Source organism: Streptomyces sp. NPDC015171, from assembly GCF_043079545.1.
Classification (GTDB): domain Bacteria; phylum Actinomycetota; class Actinomycetes; order Streptomycetales; family Streptomycetaceae; genus Streptomyces.
The window spans coordinates 293,087-310,960 of sequence record NZ_JBIBUO010000010.1; the positions used below are offsets into that span (position 1 = coordinate 293,087).

Consider the following 17,874-nt stretch of genomic DNA (forward strand, 5'->3'; position numbering starts at 1 on the left):
GTGGACTCGGTGGGGGCGGGCCGGCGGCAGGACGGTCAGCGCAGGCCGGCGGCGCGGTAGCAGGCGTCGACGACCGTCAGGGCGTGGCCGGCCTCCCGCAGGGCGATGACGGTCGCGTCCGGGCGGGCGAACGCCTGCGGCAGCGCGTCCAGATGGCCGTCGTACTCGTCCCCGACGGCGGCGGCGGGGAGCGGGACGTCGGTGACCGAGCCGTGCCGGGTCAGGGTCAGCGCGGGCCGCCCGACGCGGTGGGTGCTGAACCCGAACGTGGTGGTCAGCTCGGCGGTGCCCGCGGTGCCGTGCAGCACGAGGCGGGTGGTGTCGACGGGTACGTGGGACGCCCAGGCCAGCCGGAGCTGGAGCGCGTAGGCGTCGCCGGCCACGAGGGCGGTCAGCTGGTCCTCGACATCGCCGCCGGCGTCCGCCGGGGCGCCCTGGTGCCAGGCGGCCGAGAAGCCGGACCGGCCCAGGAAGTCCGAGGTGGCGACGGCGGTGGCGCCGCGCACGGGAGTCGGGCCCCACAGGTGGTGGAGCACGTCGATCAGATGCCAGCCCAGGTCCACCAGCACCCCGCCGCCGGCCGACCGGCGGCGCAGGAACCACTCGCTGCCGGGGATGCCCCGGGAGCGGACCCAGCTCAGCTCGGCCAGCCGCGGCGTGCCCAGCACGCCGCTGTCCACCAGCCGGGACAGCTCGCCCACATCGCCGCGGTGGCGGGCGGCGGCGGACAGCACCAGGCGTCCGCCACCGGCCTCGGCGGCCTCCCGCAGCAGGGCGAGATGCGCGTCCTCGGTGCCCGTGGGCTTCTCCAGGAAGACGTTGGCCCCGCGCCGCAGCAGCGCCCCGGCGACCGCGCCGTGCAGATGGTTCGGCGTCAGCACGAACACCACGTCCGTGCCGGCCGTGTCCAGGTCCTCGTGGCTGCGGTGGACGCGCACCCCGGCCGGCAGCGAGCCGGCCCGCTCCAGCGCCCCGGCGTCGGGTTCCACCACGGCCACCAGCTCGAAGCCGTCGTGCTTCAGCAGGCGCGGCACCCAGACCTCGCGGGCCACCCAGCCGAGGCCGACGACCGCGGCCCTCATCACACCGGGTTCCGCTTGCTCGTCAGGCCGGTCAGCACCTTGGAGACGGCCGCGGCGACGTCCGCGCAGTCGTCGTCGGAGCCCAGCAGCACCCGGTGGTGCAGCCAGAGGCCGTGCCGGCCCAGCAGCTCGCTGACCGGATTGCGCTCCGCCAGCTCCTCGGGGCCCGGGCCCGGCACCGTACGGAAGGCGTCCGTGCGGTACACGGGCGGATAGTTGAGGAAGGCAGGCAGGCCCTCGGCGACCAGCGCCCGGACCACGAGGCCGCGGTCGAGACCGGGGTACGCCTCCGGGTCCAGCGTGAACATCGCCATGTAGTGCGGGTTGACCTCGCACCGCGGATCGCGGCCCTGCGGCACGACACCGGGGATCTCGGCGAGCAGCGCGGCGAGCGTCTTCCAGCGGCTCTCCCGCAGCTCGTTCTGCTGCGTGAGCCGGGTCAGCTGGGCGCGCAGGACCGCCGCGGCGAACTCCGTCATGCGGTAGTTCGACGAGGCGCTGAGGTGCTGGTAGCTGATGTCGCCGAGGGGACGGCCGCAGCTGTGCCGGGCGAAGGCCTCGGCGAAGAGGTCCTCGGAGGGCAGCAGCAGCGCCCCGCCCTCGCCGGCCGTCATCAGCTTGCCGTTCTGGAAGCTGAACGCGGCGTACGTGCCGTGGTCGCCGATACGACGGCCCCGCCAGACGGCGCCGTGCGCGTGCGCGGCGTCCTGGAAGACGGCGATGCCGTGCGGCTCGGCCCAGGCCGCGATGGCGTCCATGTCCGCGACATGACCGGCCATGTGCACGGGCACCACGACCCGGGTGCGCGGGGTGCGCGCGGCCTCCAGCGCCGCCGGGTCCATGCAGTACGTGTCGCGGTCCACGTCCACCGGGACGGGGACGCCGCCCAGGCGCTGGACCGCGATGGAGGTGGAGATGAAGGTGAAGGAGGGGACGATCACCTCGTCGCCCGGCTCCAGGCCCAGCATCTCGAGACCCAGCTCCAGCGCGTGGGTGCCGTTGGTGACGGCCACCACGGGACCGCCGTGCAGCGCACCGAACTCCGCTTCGAAGGAGGTGACTTCCGAGCCGCCGACACGCCACCACTGGCCCTGGTCGACGGCGCGGAGGAGGGCCTGGCGCTCGGCGTCGTCATGCTGGGGCCAGGCCGGGAAGTCCTTGGTCCGGACCGGGGTTCCTCCGTCCAGTGCCAAAGCCATGGTGATCTCCTCTCAGTCGGTACCGGCGTCCGCCAGCGCCGACTCCAGCTCCTCGGCGGAGTGCGCGACCAGATAGCCCTCGATGATGAGGTGGTCGAGGCGGCTGCCGCCGTAGAAGTCCAGCGCCTGCTCGGGCGTCTCCACGATGGGCATGCCCCGGTCGTTGAACGAGGTGTTCAGAATGACCGGCACACCCGTCAGCCGGTGGAAGTGCTCGATCAGCTCCCGGTAGCTCCCGTTGTCCTCCCGTGTCACCGTCTGGACCCGGGCGGTGCCGTCGACGTGCACGATGGCCGGGACCTCGCTCTGCTTCTCGGCGCGTACCGGCGCGACGATCAGCATATAGGGCGATTCGATGTCCAGTTCGAAGTACTCCGGGGCGTGCTCGCGCAGCACGGCCGGGGCGAACGGGCGGAACGCCTCACGGTGCTTGACCCGCGCGTTGATGATGTCCTTCATCTCCGCGCGCCGGGGGTCGGCGAGGATGCTGCGGTGGCCGAGCGCCCGCGGACCGAACTCCGAGCCGCCCGTGAACCAGCTGAGCAGCGCGCCGCGGGACAGCAGCGTGGCGCCCAGCTCGGCCGGGTTGTCCACCTTGCGGTAGGGCAGCCCCGACGCGTCGAGCGCGGTCCTGACCTCCTGGTCGCTGTAGCCGCGCCCGAGGTAGGCGTGGCGCTGGGCGGTGCGGGCCGGCTCCTTGCGGGGCTGTCCGGCGATGACGTGGTAGCCGTAGAAGGCGTTGCCGACGGCGCAGCCGCCGTCGCCCGCCGCGGGCTGGACGAAGACGTTCTCGAACGGGGTCTCGCGCAGCAGCCGGCCGTTGGCCACGCAGTTCAGCGCGACACCGCCGGCCAGGCACAGGTCGGTCAGGCCGGTGTCGGCGTGCAGCTTGCGGGCGACGTGCAGGAGCGCCTCCTCCAGCGTGTCCTGCGCGGCGTAGGCGAGGTCGGCGCCGCGCGCGAAGCGCTCCTCGCCCTCGTAGCCGTCGAGGGCGTGCTCGATGAAGTCGAGCAGGCCGCCGTTCTTCAGGTGCAGCCGGTAGCGGCCGTCGGGCAGCAGCTCCAGGTACTCCCGGAAATCGGCGCAGTAGCGGGGCGTGCCGTAGGGGGCGAGACCCATGGTCTTGCCGTCCTCGGACAGGTACCAGTGGCGGTCCTCGTACAGCACGAAGCCGATGGCCTTGCTGACGGCCTTGTACATGTAGCCGAGCGAGTGGTCGCTGTCGCCCGCCTGGTACACGCGCAGGGCGCTGAGGCCGTCGGTGGACCAGTTGGTGCCGTACACCTTCGACAGCTCGGTGATGGTGGTGTTCTCACCGACCGCCGTGGTGAGGGTCTCCACGCCCTCGCCGTCGATGAGGCTGCCCGCGCCGTCCACGACCAGGATCGCGGCCCGCTCGAAGGGCGAGGGGAAGAACGCGGAGGACGCGTGCGCCATGTGGTGGCGGATCAGATGGATCTTCTTGCGGAACGGGAACCAGGCGGGCGCCAGCAGGGTGTCGTCGGCGACGATCACGTCGACGTCGGCCAGTTTGGCCTCCGCCATGTCCAGGCAGTACCGCCAGGACTGGTTGAACAGCGAGTTGACACCGACCGAGTACTTGACCCGGCGTATGCGCTCCTCCTCGATCCCGGCGGCGATGGTGCCGTCCGCGACGAGGCATGCGGCGAAGTCGTGGTTGGAGCCGCCGAGGCCGAGCGTCAGCATGCCGGTCCGTCCCTTCACGAAGACTGAGAGATTTCCAGGATCACGGCCGTACCGCGTGGATCACGTAGTTGAGGCCGTCGCCGCCCTCGGCCGAGGCCGGCGGTACGCCGACCGCGGCGTCCAGGCCCATCAGGCGCAGCCGGGCGCACACCTCGTCCACCCGGCCGTCGACGTCCTGGACGTCGATGAACACCGAACGCAGCAGGGGCCACTGCCGCTCCTCGATGCCGCGCAGCACGGCCAGCTCGGAGCCGACCGCGTCGATCTTCAGCAGATCGACGGGACGCTCACCGTCGAGGTGAGGCCCGAGCCGGTCGATGCGGACCGGCACCTGCCGGCCCTGGAACATCCGGTCCACTACCTTGGGCGGGAAGCTGCGGCTGAGCAGCTCGCGCAATTGCCCCTGGTCCTGCGGGAACAGAGTGGAACTGCTGGGCAGCAGCGGGTAGTACGTGAATTCCACGTCGTCCCGCTCTTCGCTGCCCAGTGCTCTTTCGTGCACGGACACCTGGTCGAGCGAGAAACGCTCGACGTTCGCGCGCAGGGCCGCGACGAGATCCGGGATCGGTTCGAAGGCCAGCACCCGCGCCTTCGGTCTGCGCCGCTTGACGAACAGCGTGAAAAGACCGATATTCGCGCCGACGTCGATGACGAACGGCTCATCGGGCAGTGGCAGCTCCGCGTAGGTGCCGCCTTCGAAAATCTCCCGGTACAGGAACCGGGCATCGAGCGAACTGGCCGAATGGATCTGGAATCCGTCCGCGACTTCCGTCAGCTTCGACGATATCTGCGCGCTCACACTACGTCAGCCGAGCCGCTCGATCACATAGTCGGCGAGTCGGTCCTCGGAGGTGAGGGTGTCCTCGGTGAGGTCCTCGTCCTCGAAAGTGACACCGAAACGCTCTTCCAGGAGCAGCAGGAACTCCAGCGCGTCCAGCGACGTGAAGCCGTACGCGTCGAGGAAGTTCTCGCTGTTCTCGTTCACGGTACGCCCGCTGGATGCGGCGAACTCCTTGGCGATCTGGTGTATCTCCTGGAGCACTTCGTCGCGATTCACAGGTGCCCTTTCCATCGTTCTGGTCGGATGACAATCTAGTCGGCGGTCGGTGCAGTGTCCACCAAGTGCCGCAGCCGCAGCTCAGGTTCGCCGGGTTCCAGCGTCAACGCCCTTTTCAGATACCGGTGATGATGCTGGAGCGCCAGTTCGTTGCGGCCGAATGTGAAGTGGGTATTCGCCGTGGAGCCGAGAGCCGCCTGGACCTGCGCGCCGGTCCGGTAATCCTCTTCGAGAACGCCGCGGCGCAACAGCTCGCTGAACTCGGCCATGTAACACCGCTCCGCCTCGCTCTCACAAGGCTCCCGGGTCAGCACCGTCTGGATGGTGCGGCTCCGCTCGGGCGTCTCTCCCGGGAGTATCTGGGAGACCACGGCATGCCCGTCCCAGGTGCCCGCCATCGACACGTTGGGGAAGAAGGTGTACACGGCCCCGCAGTGCTCCGCGGGGTCCCACTCGCTCTGCGGCTGGTCCTTCAGCGCGGCCAGCGACTTGGACGGATACAGGATGCGCTGATGCGGGCCGAACGCGTCGACGACCATCAGGTTGGACGTGTTGGTGGGCGCGAACGTCGTCCGGTGCAGGGCCTGGACGTGGTAGTTCTCCAGGTAGCCGTCGTAGGCCACCTTCCAGCCGGGACCCGGCAGCTCCCGCTGCTCGTACACGTGCCAGCTGCCGAGGTCCAGCTGCGCCAGCTCCTCGCCGTACTCCTCGCCGATCCAGGCGTCCAGGTCCAGCGGCTCGTCACCGGAGAGCCGGACCCAGACGAAGCCGTACCGCTCGGCGACGGGCAGCGGGCGCAGCCCGAACTCCGCCGCGTCGACCTCCCCGAAGGTCCCGGGCCGGTGGACGGCGACGAGCGCGCCCCGGTCGTCGTAGACCCACGCGTGGTACGGACAGCGGAAGCGGTGGCGGGTGCCCGTGCCCGCCGGGCAGAGCTGGGCGCCCCGGTGCCGGCACACGTTGAGGAAGGCCCGCGCCTCGCCGTCACGGCCCCGGGACAGCAGGACCGGCACCCCCATCAGGTCCAGCGCCTTGTAGTCGCCGGGGCCGGGCAGTTCGGCCGTCAGGGCGGCCATCAGCGGGACCCGCTTGAAGACACGGTCGACCTCGTCGTGCCAGAGGCCCTCGTCCAGGTAGTCGGAGACCGGGACGCGCATGACGTCCTGGGCCTGGTCCGTCGTGCCCTCGTGCAGATGCTTCAGCGCCCGCTGTGCGAGGGCGACGGCCAGTGCACGATCGATCATGATTCCATGCTCCCACGGGTGCCCTTGCCTGTCAGCTGTCCGCTGAGGTCCGCTGGTGCCGCGGTGCGCTCCGGCGCGCGCCCGGCACCGTCCCAGCCGAAGAACTCCTCGTACAGCGACAGTTGGGTGTCCAGCATGTGGCGCCCGTACTGCACGGGGCGCCCCAGTGCCGCCGCCGTCCGCAGCAGTTCGGTCTCGGCCGGCTTCATGACGATGTCGGCGACGACGCAGTGCTCGGGCAGCGCGGCCGGGTCGAAGGGCAGCGGATCGCCGGGGCGCATGCCGAGCGGGGTCGCGTTCACCATGAGGTCGGCGCCGGCGTAGTGCGGGGCGCGGCCCGTGTCGATCCGGTCCGGCCAGCGTGCGGCCAGCCGGTCCCGCACCTCGGCCAGCCGCCCGGCGTCGTGGTCGCTGATCCGCAGCCGGTCCACGCCCGCCAGGAGCAGGGCCGCCGCGATGGCCCGCCCGGCGCCGCCGACCCCGACCAGGGACACCGTCGCGCCCTCCAGGGCATGGCCCTGCTCCGTCAGCCCGCGGACGAAGCCCGCGCCGTCGAAGTTGTCGGCGAGCCAGCTGCCGTCCGGGTTGCGGCGCAGCGCGTTGGCGCTGCCCGTGAGGGCCGCCGCCTCGCTCAGCTCGTCGGCGTACCGGCAGATCTCCACCTTGTGCGGGACGGTGACCGTCAGTCCGTCCAGGTTGCCGATCGCCTTGAGACCCGCCATGGCGGGCCCCAGCTCCTCCGGCCGGACGTCGACGGGCACGAGCACCGCGTCGATGCCGCGCCGGGCGAACAGGCCGTTGGCCAGGCCGGGCACCCTGACCTGGGCGACCGGGCTGCCGAGCACGGCGTAGAGGCGGGTGGTGCCCGAGATCGGCCGCGTGCCGGGGGCGGGGTGGGTCATGGGGCTCCTCGGGCGGGGTCCCGCCGGGCGGCGCCGGTGGGCTCGGGGCCGGTGGGCATGGCGGCGAGGACGGAGCGGACGAGGGGTTCCGGCACGTCCCGGACCAGTTCGGCGCCGGCCGGGCCGTCCAGGACGAAGGTCAGCCCGGCGTCCGTGTCCTGGGCCTTCTTGTCGCGCCGCATCAGGGACACCAGGGTGTCGCCGGTCACTCCGGACGGCAGCCAGGTGGGCAGCCCGAAGTCGGCCACGACGGACCGGTGCAACGCCACGCGCGCGCGGTCGACGCGTCCGAGCGCGCCGGCGAGCAGCCCGGCGAAGACGGTGCCGGCGGCGACGGCCTCGCCGTGCCGCCAGGCGTAGTCGGTGGCCCGCTCGATCGCGTGGCCCAGCGTGTGGCCGTAGTTGAGGATGTGGCGCAGGCTCGCGTCGCGTTCGTCCTCGGCCACGACGGCGGCCTTCAGGGCCACGCCGGCCGCTATCTGCTCGTGCAGCGGCAGGCCGCGCGGATCGCCCGCGCCGATGAAGGCGCAGCGGGCGATCTCGCCGTAGCCGCTGAGCATGTCGCGGGCCGGCAGGGTGGCCAGGTAGTCGGTGTCGCAGAGGACGGCGGCGGGCTGCCAGTACACCCCGACCAGGTTCTTGCCCTCGGGCAGGTTGACCGCCGTCTTGCCGCCGACGCTGGCGTCGACCTGGGCGAGCAGGGTGGTCGGCAGATGGATCACGGGAATGCCCCGGTGGTACAGGGCCGCCGCCAGGCCCACCGTGTCGGTCACGGTGCCGCCGCCGATCGCGACCACCGCGTCCGAGCGGGTCAGCCCGAACTCCACGAAGGCCCGGCAGTACGACTCCACGGTGGCCAGGGTCTTGTCCCGCTCGCCGTCGCGGGCCGCTACGACACGGAACGGGACGCCCGGGTCGGGCAGTTCGGCGTCCGGCAGCGCGGTCACCACCACCAGGCGGCGCGCGCCGAGTTCGGCGACGGCCGAGGGCAGCAGCCGCCGGGCTCCGGGACCGATGTGGACCGCGTACCGGTGCGCGGGCAGCGTCACGTCGATACGGCGGATGTCCGCCGCCGTATCCGTCCCGCGCGCCTGCGTCGGTGTGTCCATCGCGCCCCCCGCTGCATTCCCACCGGCCGCGCAAATGCTAACGCAGGGCCCCGGCCGGGCTCTTCGAGCGGGTCGCGACTGTTGCTGATGTGGCCTCAGTTTCGCGTGACACAGGCCATATCGGGGAGCATGGCTGACGGGGTGCCCGGACGGAGGGCCCCTGGTGCGCCCGATGACGGGGAGTTAGGGTTGCTTCACGCCGTCCCATGGCCACCGCTGCAGGCAGGAACCGCGGACGACCCGATCGCCTGCCGGAGAGCACGTCCATCGAATCTCTTCCGGGGAAATCTCATGCGTCTCAAGGAAAAATTTCGTTCCGCCATGACCGCCATGGCGACGGACGGCGATCGTTTGCCGTTCCTGGTGAATGACATGGTGATCGAGGAGCAGCTCTGCCAGATGCGCTGCTCCTACTGCCTGACCGAGGAGTACAACCTCCTCATGAACGTGCCGGACGCCCGGCTGCGGCTGACCACCGACCGGCGCCAGGACTGGCACGAGATACTGGACCTGTACCACGAGCACGTGGACGCGCCCATTCTGCGGCTGTCCGGCGGTGAATTCTTCTGGCTGAAGGGTTCGACGGAATTCGTCGAGGAGGCCAGCCGGCGTTACGAGACGGTTCAGGTCATCACCAACGGCGTGTTCCTGAACGAACGGCGCGTCGAGGCGCTCGCCGCACTGGGCAACGTCCAGCTGAACATCTCGCTGGACGGTCACACGCTGGAACTGAACAAGCACCGGCTGCCGCCCAAGCAGGCCAAGCTGCACGACGTCATCATGCGCGGGCTCGACACGGCGGCCAAGGCCGGGATCAAAATCGACATCCAGTCCGTGCTCACCGACGCCAACTACGACGGGCAGCTGGAGTTCGCCGAATTCCTGCGGGAGCGGTACGCCGGCCTGGCGACGCTGTACTTCTTCCCGGTGCGCGGCGAGACCTTCGACCGGATGGGCCCGCCGGCCGGCGATCACCTGGTGCCCCTGGTGGAGCGCTACGACGAGTTCAGCTCCGTGCTGCCGCCGCGTGCCTATGTGGAGCACATGGCCGAGCAGCTGCGCACCAACGTGCGGACCATGGGGTGCTTCGTGACCGCGACGATGGCCCAGCTGTTCGGCCAGGGCGATGTGTCGGCCTGCCCGCACGCCTGGGTCAAGCCGATGGGCAACCTGGCGGAGAACCGGACCCTGCTGCTCGATCAGTACGGTTCCCACCAGCACTACGACCTGTTCATGCACGAGCGGCCGCGCTTCGCCTTCTGCAAGACCTGCGCGACACCGTCCGACGTGCTCAACCTCTACTTCCTCGACCGGATCACGGAGGAGGAGATCGCCGGTACGCACCTGTACTCGGGCGAGCGGTCGCTGGCCCGGCTGCGCCAGCTGAAGGCGGCGTTCCGCCCCATGACCGCCGGCGCCGCCGGTGCGGCGGGCGCGGCGGCCGGGGATCAGACGGTCAGTGTCTCCTCGGGGACCGAGACGGCGTAGAGCTCCGCGATCAGCTCCTGCACCCGGAGTGCTTCGGCGGCCGGTACCGTCCGGCCGCCGGGGCGGCCCGCCACCGCGTCGAGGAAGCCGCGGATCGCGGCCAGCTCAGGCTGCCGCTCCCGCGCCGCGACCACGCCGCCGGCGCCGCGGACCTCGCCCCGCTTGAGGTCGAGGACCGTGCTCTCGCCGTCCGCCCCGACCACCTCCAGGGAAAGGCCGAGGGTGCGGCTGGCCCGGTCGATGCGCACGGTCGCCGGGCCCCCGGGCAGCTCCACCTCGGCCACCACCCGCTCCTCCGCGCCGGGCCGGTCGACCCGGCAGCTCACCGCCTTGGGGGTGCCGAACACCGCCTCCAGCAGATCGAGGGCGTGGGAACCGAGGTCGAGCAGTGCGCCGCCGCCGGCCCGCCGCGCGTCCCCGTACCAGTTCGTCACCGGCCGCCACAGGCGCTGGCCGGCGGTGGTGAAGGTCAGGGTGATCTGTCGCGGCTCCGCGGGCAGCGCGTCGCGGAAGACCGGCACCAGCTCGTGGAAGCGGTAGGGGAGGTTCACCGAGAGCCGGCCGTCGGACGCCGCCCCGGCCAGCTCCCGCGCCGAGTCGAGGTCCGCGGCGAGCGGCTTCTCGCACAGCACCCGGGCCCCGGCCGCCAGGGCGGCGAGCACCGGCTCGGCGTGCGCGTCGTTGGGGGTGCACACGGCGACCACATCGGGCCGGCCGGCGGCCAGGAACTCCGTCAGGCTGCCGGTGACCAGCACCCCGTCCGCGGCCGGGCCCAGCACCTTGCGGGCGCTGTCCTCGTCCGCGTCGCACACGGCCACCAGCTCGAAGTCCGCGTGCTGGGTCACCACGGGCAGGTGGTAGCGCTGGAAGACCCGGCCGCAGCCGATCACACCGTAACGCAGAGTCATCTCTAGGCTCCCGCTCCGACAGGCTGGCGGGGCGCGCACACGCTGTCGACGCGCTCCTTGAACTCGGTGAACGGGCCGCCCAGGTGCTCTTCGTCGTACTCCGCCACGACCGCGCGCAGCTCGGTGTGCAGGCGCGTGGCCAGGTCCGGCGGATCACTCTCCGCCAGCACGAGACCGAAGTTGAGGAAGGTCAGGAACAGCTCGGGAAGTCCGTTGCGCCAGGCCCGCAGCCGGTGCAGCAGCGCGCGCGGTCCGTCCGCGGCGGCGCCCTCCGGCGTGCCGCGCAGCCGCCGGACGGCCCCGGCGAGGGACTGGGCGAGGAACGGGGTGACGTTCTCCTTCCAGTCGCTGATCTCCTCGCCTATCTCGCTCCACGCGTCCCACAGCGCCTCGACGCGCGGGTCGGGCACGCGGTAGTCGCGGCGGGCGGTGCGCAGGATGTCGAAGGCGTCCCCCTCCCGGTCGGCGATGTCCGCCGGGATCAGCGGTTCCTCGATCCGGTCGTACATCTCCGTGCCGCGCAGGGCGATGGCGCGGTTGATGAGGAAGAAGGGGTTGTCGGTCTCGTGGATCCGCGCGGCCACGATGAAGCCCAGGTTCTCCCACAGCTCGTCCAGGGAGGTCTTGGGCTCGATCATGATCCAGCCGGGGTCGAGGCCTAGGCCCTCGCGCTTGAACATCCGGGCGGCGTCGAGGTTGTAGGACACGGTGGTGCCCTTCTTGAAGCGCCGCAGCATGCCGGGCGAGCCCGACTCGATGCCGAGCAGCGCCGAGGCGAGGCCGGCCCGGCGCAGCAGGCCGAGCGCCTCGTGGTCGATCAGCCCCGAGTCGACCCGGAACTCGCAGTGGAACTGGAACTTCAGACCGCGCCGCAGCACTTCTTCGGCGAATTCCACGGCATGCGCGAAACCGTTGCTGAACGCACCGCCGAAGTTGTCGTCGTTGAACCAGATGAACCGGGTGTTGAACTCGCGCTGCAAGTAGGCGATCTCGTCGACGACGTCACCCGGCGGACGCAGCCGCCAGAATCCGTCGACGACGCCGGGCTGGCGCGGGGCGTAGCAGAAAGTGCACTTCGCGTGGCAGCCGCGGCTGGTGAAGGTGGAGGCCACCGGAGTCGCGATACCGGCGGCCCGGTGCGTCTCCAGGACATCGCGGGCCGGCCAGACCATATTCATGAGGTCCGGCAGTACGGGCATGCCGCTGGTGCGGATCCGGTCCCCGTCCCGGTAGTAGATCCCGGGTGTCTCGCGCCAGTCGGCGCCCGACTTCAGCCGGTCCACGATCCCGACGACGGTCAGCTCGCCCTCGCCGAAGGCGACGCAGTTCGCCTCCGGCACCTTCTCGGCGATGAGCTTGGCGTTGTACGTGCAGAAGGCACCGCCGATGGCGATGAAGACATCGGGGTCGGCGGTCCGGGCGCACCGGATGAGCCGGATGGCGTCGATGATGTGCAGGTCGTACATGATGCTGATGCCCACGAACCGGGGTTTCTCCCGGCGGATCAGCTCGATGATGGCCTCGTCGGTCGGGGCGCGGCCGTGCAGGTTCAGCGAGGTGACCGAGTGTCCCGCGTGCCGCAGGTATCCCGTGATGCAGGCGAGTCCGAGGTTTTCCCGCACCTTTTCGTAGAAGGCGCGGAGCGCGGGATCGAGCGCCACATACTCTTCGTCCGTGATCGCCACGTTCTGATTGTTCAGGCTGGCGCTACCGGTGTTGATCTCCCGCGGAGTCAACAGAACAACGTCCGTCATCTGAGTGTGGTCCTTCCCCCGGATCTCCGCCTGGGTAGATGTGGATCGTACACATGCCTCTGCTGCCCCCAACACCGTTGCACCTTGGGGATCCAGCTGCTACCGGACTGTCAACAACAGTGTATGAGCGTCATTTTGGACGAGATCTATTTTCCGGCCCCCGGTCACGCAGACGCTGGCGGGGTGCCGGCCCTCCACCAGCAGGTCCGTCAGTCGGAGCCGCGCCACGAGTTCGGGCCGGTCCTGCCACCCGTCGACCCGGGCCGGCGCGTCGGGCGCCGACACCTCGAGGCGCCGGGGCGGCAGCCGCAGTCCGATGCCCAGGGCCTTGAGCACCGCCTCCTTGCGGGTCCAGTAGCGCAGCAGGGCGCCGGGGCGGCGGTCCGGGGCGAGCGCCCGCAGGACGGCGAGTTCGGCCGCTGACAGGACGCGGGGCGCCACCAGGTCCACATCTGGCGCGTTCTCGACCCGTTCCACGTCGAGACCGACCTCGGCGCCGCGGCACACGGCCAGGCCCACGGTGGGGCCGCTGTGGCTGATCGAGAAGCTGATCTCGCCCCGCGGGTCCGCCGCCGGGTCCAGGGTGACCCTGCCGTGCGGGCCCCCGCAGCGCGGGCACACCCGGCGCAGCGGCACGTCCGCCGCCGGGACGCCGAGCAGCCGGCCGAGCACCAGCCGGCTCAGCGCGCAACCGACCAGGAACTGTTGGCGGTTGAGCGGGTCGGCCGTCGCCTCGTGGCGGCCCCGCTCCACCGGGTCGAGCAGTCCGGCCAGCGCGGTGCGGTCCTCGGACAGCCGGGCCCACCACACCTGGACGGGCCGGGGCGGGTCCGCGGTGACCGCGTCCGCGGCCGTGGTCACCGGGCGGCGGCGGTCTCGACGCGGAGTTCGCCGACCAGCCGGAAGCCCATGTGCGGCACCTTCAGGATCTGCGCGCCGGAGCCGATCTCACGGAACCGCGCACGCAGGGCCTCCAGCAGGTCGCGCGGGTCCTCGCCGGTCAGGCGCAGCAGCTCGGGGCGGGCGACGATGCGGGCGGACGTGTCGCCGAGCGCGCGCAGCGCCTTCACCTCGCCCTCGGTGAGCTGGACGGAGGCGGACGGGGTGGCGAGGACTCCGTCGGCGCCCAGTTCGAGGACCTGGGCGGCGGCGGGCGCCGCGACGTCCCGCAGATAGGTAAGGAACGACACCAGGCGCTCGCCGCCCAGCGGCGAGGCCATCAGGAAGCTGGAGCCCGACCGCACGGCCCGCAGGGTGTCCTTGGCGTTCGGGGCGTTCTGCACGGTGACGACGTAGGCACCGGACGCGGTGATCTCGCGCGGGTCGGCGAACGCCGTGCCGGCGGCGCCCGCACCGAGGAAGGCGACCAGCAGATCGTCCCGGTGGTGGTCGGCCGGAGTGCCGGAGTCCGGCGTCTCCAGAGGAAGGCCGACCTGCTCGCAGGCCGCTTCCACGGCGGCTCGGTCGACCGGTTCAAGACCCCAGGCCAGTACGTACATGGTCAGCCCTCCACCGTGTCTGAAGTCTTCTTCAAGGGTGCTTCTCCCATAGTTCCATGATCGGACGTTGCTTTACACTGCTCGTCATGTCGCAGCGCCCTGCCCCACCGCCCGTAAGGCGGTCGACGAAGGCACTCGCTCCGTCCGACCGCCCTCTCGTGCTCCCGCACTTGGCGCATGAGGGACCGTCAGCGCAGTTCCTGGGCGAGCCGCTGGACGGCGGCCTGTTCCCGGCGGACGGGGCCCGGCTGGCCCAGGAGTGCGACGGGAGCCGGGCGCTGGCGTCCTGGAGCCCCAAGGACCAGGACCTGATCGCCCGTTGGTACACGGCGGGGCTGCTGGTCGTCGCGCCGGCCGAGGCCGCCCGTACCGCGGCCCCCGGGCTCCCCCCGATCGTCGTCTCCCCGCATCCGGACGACGCCCAGCTGGCCCTGGGCGGTCTGGTGCACCGCTTCGGCGCTCACGTGGTCGACGTGTTCTCGCACGAGACCTGGACCCGGCGCCCCTACTACCAGCAGCGCCCCGAACTCGCCTCCCGGATGCTCATCGAGGAGGAGCGCGTCGCCTGCCGCGTGCTGGACGCCTCCCTGACGCTGCTGGGCCACGTGGACGGCGAGGCCCGGCCGGCCTGGAGCGAGGGCTTCTTCGTCCAGGACGACGCGGCGGCCCGGGTCCGCGCGGCCGAGCCCGGGCTGCTGGCCCGGATCACCGAGGACCTGGCCGGCCCGCTGGCCGGCGACCGGCTCGTGCTGGTGCCGCTCGCGGTCGGCGGCCATGTCGACCACGTGCTGGCCCGGGAGGCCGTGCGCGCGCTGGTGGCCGCCGGCGACGTGGCCGCTGAACGGGTGGCGTTCTACGAGGACATGCCGTACTCGCTCTTCGCCGACCCCGCCCCGGCGGCGGCGGAGCTGTCCCTCGCGTGGGGGGAGCCGCTGTCCGGCGTGCCGGTTCCGCTGGACGAGCGGGCCGTGGAGGTGAAGCAGGAGTCGCTGTGGCCGTACCGGCTCCAGGTGCTGGAGGCCACCACCCGCCGGATCGTCCGGTACGGCAGGAACCTCGCGCAGCGGACGGGGGACGGCGGTCCGGGGGCCGCCTCGGCGGAACGCCTGTGGGCGACGGCCGCCTCCCACAAGGCGGTTCGACGGCTGGCCGAGGCACCCGTCGGGGCAGCGGACTGAGATGCGGCTGCACACGCGCCAGTGGGGCGCGGGCGACCGGGTGGCCGTGCTGGTGCACGGCATCATGGCGGACCATCACACCTGGGATCCGCTGGTGCCGGTGCTGACCGCCGAGGGCTACCGGGTCGTCGCGGTCGATCTGCGCGGCCACGGCCGCAGCCCCCGGGGGCGGTACACCCCGGGGGACTTCGCCGACGACCTCGTGGACACGCTGCCCGCGGGCCCCGAGCTGACGGTGGGCCACTCCCTTGGCGCCCTGGCGGTGGCGCTCGCGGTGGGACGGCTGCGGCCCGCGCGGGCGGTGTACGTGGAGCCCGCCTGGCGGCTCGGCGGACCCGACGGCACGCTGGACCCGGCGTCCTTCGCGCTCCTCAAACGGGTGCCCCGGCTGCTGATGAAGACCTTCCGGCCGGAGTGGGACGGCGACCGGGCCGCCGCGGAACTCCGGGCCGTGCGGGCGTGGGACGAGAACTCGGCCCTGACGCTCTCCCAATACCGCGACGTCGACCACACACCGGACGAGCCGTTGGTGCCTTCACTGGTCCAGGCGGCGGACCCCAGCTCGCTGGTCAGCCCCGAGAACAGACGGGACCTCACGCGGCGGGGCTTCGAGGTGCGCACGCTTCCCGGCGCGAGTCACGCCCCCCACCGCGATCAGTTCGACATGTTTCTGGAGTCGCTGAAGGGCTGGCTGTGACGGGGAGGGCGGGTCGTCCGGGGGCGGGAAGGAAGAGGCGGGAACGCGCTAGGAGTCGATGGGGCGCTCCGGGTCGTCGCTCTCGTCCTCGTCCACCAGGAGGTCGGCGCGACGGTCCTCGTCGCCGGGTGTCGCGAGTTCCTGCTGGAGGGCCCTGAGGTCGGTGGTGGGGGCGTGATACTTGAGTTCGCGAGCGATTTTGGCCTGCTTCGCACGTGCGCGACCGCGTCCCATGATCCATCTCCTCACAGATGCCCGGACACGGGGGCCCTTACGTCATCCCCGCGACCGGCACTCTCCCTAGACCACAGCCCATGCTAGCTCAGTCGGCCTGTTCCCAGCAGACACGCCGAAGCGCCGGGCGGACGGCCCGGATCCGGAACGGCAGCGGTCAGTGGACCGCGCGGAGCATCCGGGTCACGTTGATCTTGGTGGGCGACAGCCCCAGTTCGACGCTCTGCATCATGCGCTCGCCGTTCAGCCGGCCGTAAGCAAGCAGGTCGACATTGGCAAGGCTGAATTCCGGCCAGGTGTGAATGCTCAGGTGCGAGGCGGAAAGCAGGAGAATCGCGGTCACGGCACCGTTGGGAAAGACGTGTGAAGCCTCCCCGAGAACCGTTGCGTTGCCCTTCTCGGCAGCGTCGCGGAGCACCTTCAGAAGGCGCTCCTGGTCGGTGAGAATGCTGTGGTCACTGACCCAGACGTCGACCGCGTAGGAGCACAGGTCGTCTACGTCTATGCCTTCGGTGGCGAGTTCCGCGGGATTACTCATGGCGCTCCGGGAAACAGCCGTCGAAGCCGCTTCCCGCATCTCCTCTCCAAGGGGATTCACAACGGTGATTTCGCAACGCTCACAGTCAAATGATCACTGTGACCGGATCGGAGCCTTGACATCCCGACTGCCGACACTTAGGCACACCAGCCTAGCAACCAGGGTAACCTACCGCAGCGCACAGCGGTCGCCCTGCGGGTCTGCCTGCTACGGCGCCTGCCGACGCGTTGTTGGCCGGCCAGCGGAGGGGTGCATTGTCTTGGTAAGGCCGTCGAAGGGCGACTCGGATTTCTTCGCCCTGGATTGCATTACGGCCACGTTCGGCACGGTGGCGGCCTGGCTGGGCCGCGACCCCTCCGTCCTGGGCGACGACTGGGGGTACCGGAGCCGGCCGCTCAGCCAGACGGAGTGGCCCTTCGAGAACGTGTGCACCCGTCGGCGGACGGCCGAACAGGCCCTGTCCGCGTGGTACGGCCTGACGGCGGACGAGCGGGTGCACGGCGGCCCGGACGAGGTCGCCGAACACCTCGGCGAGCGGCTCGCCGAGGGCACGCCGGTCATCGTGTTCGTCGACGCCTTCCATATGCCGTACACCTCGCAGTACCAGCAGCAGCACCACTGCCACCGGGTGGTGCTGCGCTCCGCCACGGACGACGGCTTCGACGTGGTGGACCGCTACCGGGGTTCGCTCTTCGAGGGCGTGGTCGAGGCACGGGTTCTCCTGGCCGCCATGTCCGCGCCGGAACTGGCGGACGGCCTCCGGGGCGACCCGGACTGGCGCCACCGCACCCTCGTCGTCAAGCCGGGGGCCGGCCGTCCCGGGCCCCCTTCGGGGGAGCGCCTGCGGGCGGCGATCCGGGACACGGCCGCCGTCTATACGGAGGAGTCGGGTGAACAGGGCCCGCTGCGGTCGGGCGTGCGGCAGTTGCGCGAGCGGCCCGAGGCGTTCGCCACGCCCTCGGCGCCGACCATGACGGAGATGAGCGCCTGGTTCGGCGAACTGGCCAGCCAGCGGGCGCTCAACGCACGGTATCTGCGGCTGGCGGCGGGGCTCTGCGAGGTGCCCGCGCTGACCGAGGCGGCGGCCGAGGCGGACGCGCTCGCCAGGCAGTGGGAGACGATTCGAAATTACTTCTTCCTGCGGATTAGAAAAGGCACTCCCGCAGTGCTGCGAATAGCCGACATGCTGGACGCGATTGCAGACCGGGAAATGGGGTGGAACAGCCTCCTGCGGGAATTGCTGGGGCATTCTTAGACGCCTGGCGTCGCGGTTCTCCG

18 protein-coding genes are annotated in these 17,874 nt (G+C 71.2%); 4 read left to right on the forward strand and 14 right to left on the reverse strand.

The genetic code is table 11. The features are described from left to right. Positions 1 to 35 precede the first annotated feature (35 nt). The 8 genes from ACF073_RS26955 to ACF073_RS26990 are packed head-to-tail and all read right to left on the reverse strand — an operon-like array spanning position 36 to position 8,300. On the reverse strand, positions 36 to 1,082 hold the full coding sequence (locus tag ACF073_RS26955) for a Gfo/Idh/MocA family protein (protein WP_392073955.1): 1,047 nt from the start codon (positions 1,080 to 1,082) through the stop codon (positions 36 to 38). Beyond that, positions 1,082 to 2,281 (reverse strand): DegT/DnrJ/EryC1/StrS family aminotransferase, encoded by a 1,200-nt coding sequence (locus ACF073_RS26960; protein WP_392073956.1) that lies wholly within the window; start codon positions 2,279 to 2,281, stop codon positions 1,082 to 1,084. Before ACF073_RS26960 ends, ACF073_RS26955 begins: the two co-directional genes overlap by 1 nt. Positions 2,282 to 2,293: 12 nt before the next feature. After that, the gene (locus ACF073_RS26965; protein WP_392073957.1) at positions 2,294 to 3,988 is read right to left on the reverse strand and encodes a carbamoyltransferase; all 1,695 of its coding nucleotides are present in this window, start codon (positions 3,986 to 3,988) and stop codon (positions 2,294 to 2,296) included. 40 nt (positions 3,989 to 4,028) lie between these two features. After that, on the reverse strand, positions 4,029 to 4,787 hold the full coding sequence (locus tag ACF073_RS26970) for an FkbM family methyltransferase (RefSeq protein WP_392073958.1): 759 nt from the start codon (positions 4,785 to 4,787) through the stop codon (positions 4,029 to 4,031). Positions 4,788 to 4,793: 6 nt separating this feature from the next. Next, positions 4,794 to 5,045 (reverse strand): phosphopantetheine-binding protein, encoded by a 252-nt coding sequence (locus ACF073_RS26975; RefSeq protein WP_392073959.1) that lies wholly within the window; start codon positions 5,043 to 5,045, stop codon positions 4,794 to 4,796. A gap of 35 nt (positions 5,046 to 5,080) precedes the next feature. Beyond that, the gene (locus ACF073_RS26980) at positions 5,081 to 6,289 is read right to left on the reverse strand and encodes an aromatic ring-hydroxylating dioxygenase subunit alpha (protein WP_392073960.1); all 1,209 of its coding nucleotides are present in this window, start codon (positions 6,287 to 6,289) and stop codon (positions 5,081 to 5,083) included. Beyond that, positions 6,286 to 7,191, reverse strand: coding sequence for a shikimate dehydrogenase family protein (locus ACF073_RS26985; protein WP_392073961.1), 906 nt, complete (start codon positions 7,189 to 7,191; stop codon positions 6,286 to 6,288). Before ACF073_RS26985 ends, ACF073_RS26980 begins: the two co-directional genes overlap by 4 nt. Continuing rightward, entirely contained in the window at positions 7,188 to 8,300 is a 1,113-nt protein-coding gene (locus ACF073_RS26990; protein ID WP_392073962.1) for a 3-dehydroquinate synthase family protein, read from the reverse strand. Before ACF073_RS26990 ends, ACF073_RS26985 begins: the two co-directional genes overlap by 4 nt. Positions 8,301 to 8,621: 321 nt before the next feature. Here ACF073_RS26990 and ACF073_RS26995 point away from each other — a divergent pair, with 321 nt between their 5' ends. Further along, positions 8,622 to 9,788 (forward strand): radical SAM protein, encoded by a 1,167-nt coding sequence (locus tag ACF073_RS26995; protein WP_392073963.1) that lies wholly within the window; start codon positions 8,622 to 8,624, stop codon positions 9,786 to 9,788. Here the strand turns inward: ACF073_RS26995 and ACF073_RS27000 are convergent. The 4 genes from ACF073_RS27000 to ACF073_RS27015 all read right to left on the reverse strand — a co-directional run bounded on the left by ACF073_RS27000 (position 9,749) and on the right by ACF073_RS27015 (position 13,949). Beyond that, a complete protein-coding gene (locus ACF073_RS27000; protein WP_392073964.1) occupies positions 9,749 to 10,696 on the reverse strand; it encodes a Gfo/Idh/MocA family protein in 948 nt (315 codons plus the stop codon). The two genes, ACF073_RS26995 and ACF073_RS27000, sit on opposite strands and share 40 nt — an antisense overlap. 2 nt (positions 10,697 to 10,698) lie before the next feature. Next, entirely contained in the window at positions 10,699 to 12,450 is a 1,752-nt protein-coding gene (locus ACF073_RS27005) for a B12-binding domain-containing radical SAM protein (RefSeq protein ID WP_392073965.1), read from the reverse strand. A 99-nt stretch (positions 12,451 to 12,549) separates the two neighbouring features. Next, the gene (locus tag ACF073_RS27010; protein ID WP_392073966.1) at positions 12,550 to 13,311 is read right to left on the reverse strand and encodes a 4'-phosphopantetheinyl transferase family protein; all 762 of its coding nucleotides are present in this window, start codon (positions 13,309 to 13,311) and stop codon (positions 12,550 to 12,552) included. After that, a complete protein-coding gene (locus tag ACF073_RS27015; RefSeq protein WP_392073967.1) occupies positions 13,308 to 13,949 on the reverse strand; it encodes a hypothetical protein in 642 nt (213 codons plus the stop codon). The genes ACF073_RS27010 and ACF073_RS27015 overlap by 4 nt, the downstream gene beginning before the upstream one ends. Positions 13,950 to 14,119: 170 nt before the next feature. On the opposite strand from ACF073_RS27015, the gene ACF073_RS27020 reads away from it, so the two are divergent. Both ACF073_RS27020 and ACF073_RS27025 read left to right on the forward strand, forming a co-directional pair. Next, on the forward strand, positions 14,120 to 15,127 hold the full coding sequence (locus ACF073_RS27020) for a PIG-L deacetylase family protein (RefSeq protein WP_392073968.1): 1,008 nt from the start codon (positions 14,120 to 14,122) through the stop codon (positions 15,125 to 15,127). A 1-nt stretch (position 15,128) separates the two neighbouring features. Further along, positions 15,129 to 15,824 (forward strand): alpha/beta fold hydrolase, encoded by a 696-nt coding sequence (locus ACF073_RS27025; protein ID WP_392073969.1) that lies wholly within the window; start codon positions 15,129 to 15,131, stop codon positions 15,822 to 15,824. A 48-nt stretch (positions 15,825 to 15,872) separates the two neighbouring features. Here ACF073_RS27025 and ACF073_RS27030 read toward each other — a convergent pair whose 3' ends face one another. Together ACF073_RS27030 and ACF073_RS27035 are read right to left on the reverse strand one after the other, a co-directional pair. Then, on the reverse strand, positions 15,873 to 16,058 hold the full coding sequence (locus ACF073_RS27030; RefSeq protein ID WP_392073970.1) for a DUF3073 domain-containing protein: 186 nt from the start codon (positions 16,056 to 16,058) through the stop codon (positions 15,873 to 15,875). Between the two features lie 157 nt (positions 16,059 to 16,215). After that, positions 16,216 to 16,596, reverse strand: a complete 381-nt coding sequence (locus tag ACF073_RS27035) for an S-adenosylmethionine decarboxylase family protein (RefSeq protein ID WP_392073971.1) — start codon at positions 16,594 to 16,596, stop codon at positions 16,216 to 16,218. On the opposite strand from ACF073_RS27035, the gene ACF073_RS27040 reads away from it, so the two are divergent. Continuing rightward, positions 16,595 to 17,851: a BtrH N-terminal domain-containing protein gene (locus tag ACF073_RS27040; protein WP_392073972.1), complete on the forward strand. Its 1,257-nt coding sequence runs from the start codon at positions 16,595 to 16,597 to the stop codon at positions 17,849 to 17,851. The two genes, ACF073_RS27035 and ACF073_RS27040, sit on opposite strands and share 2 nt — an antisense overlap. Positions 17,852 to 17,874 lie beyond the last annotated feature (23 nt).

What these genes read in the sequence shown, in the direction of transcription:
- ACF073_RS26955 (WP_392073955.1), bottom strand. Translation starts at nt 1,082, where the DNA reads ATGAGGGCCGCGGTCGTCGGCCTCGGCTGGGTGGCCCGCGAGGTCTGG.
- ACF073_RS26960 (WP_392073956.1), bottom strand. Translation starts at nt 2,281, where the DNA reads ATGGCTTTGGCACTGGACGGAGGAACCCCGGTCCGGACCAAGGACTTC.
- ACF073_RS26965 (WP_392073957.1), bottom strand. Translation starts at nt 3,988, where the DNA reads ATGCTGACGCTCGGCCTCGGCGGCTCCAACCACGACTTCGCCGCATGC.
- ACF073_RS26980 (WP_392073960.1), bottom strand. Translation starts at nt 6,289, where the DNA reads ATGATCGATCGTGCACTGGCCGTCGCCCTCGCACAGCGGGCGCTGAAG.
- ACF073_RS26985 (WP_392073961.1), bottom strand. Translation starts at nt 7,191, where the DNA reads ATGACCCACCCCGCCCCCGGCACGCGGCCGATCTCGGGCACCACCCGC.
- ACF073_RS26990 (WP_392073962.1), bottom strand. Translation starts at nt 8,300, where the DNA reads ATGGACACACCGACGCAGGCGCGCGGGACGGATACGGCGGCGGACATC.
- ACF073_RS26995 (WP_392073963.1), top strand. Translation starts at nt 8,622, where the DNA reads ATGACCGCCATGGCGACGGACGGCGATCGTTTGCCGTTCCTGGTGAAT.
- ACF073_RS27000 (WP_392073964.1), bottom strand. Translation starts at nt 10,696, where the DNA reads ATGACTCTGCGTTACGGTGTGATCGGCTGCGGCCGGGTCTTCCAGCGC.
- ACF073_RS27005 (WP_392073965.1), bottom strand. Translation starts at nt 12,450, where the DNA reads ATGACGGACGTTGTTCTGTTGACTCCGCGGGAGATCAACACCGGTAGC.
- ACF073_RS27015 (WP_392073967.1), bottom strand. Translation starts at nt 13,949, where the DNA reads ATGTACGTACTGGCCTGGGGTCTTGAACCGGTCGACCGAGCCGCCGTG.
- ACF073_RS27025 (WP_392073969.1), top strand. Translation starts at nt 15,129, where the DNA reads ATGCGGCTGCACACGCGCCAGTGGGGCGCGGGCGACCGGGTGGCCGTG.
- ACF073_RS27030 (WP_392073970.1), bottom strand. Translation starts at nt 16,058, where the DNA reads ATGGGACGCGGTCGCGCACGTGCGAAGCAGGCCAAAATCGCTCGCGAA.
- ACF073_RS27040 (WP_392073972.1), top strand. Translation starts at nt 16,595, where the DNA reads ATGGCGCTCCGGGAAACAGCCGTCGAAGCCGCTTCCCGCATCTCCTCT.
- ACF073_RS27035 (WP_392073971.1), bottom strand. Translation starts at nt 16,596, where the DNA reads ATGAGTAATCCCGCGGAACTCGCCACCGAAGGCATAGACGTAGACGAC.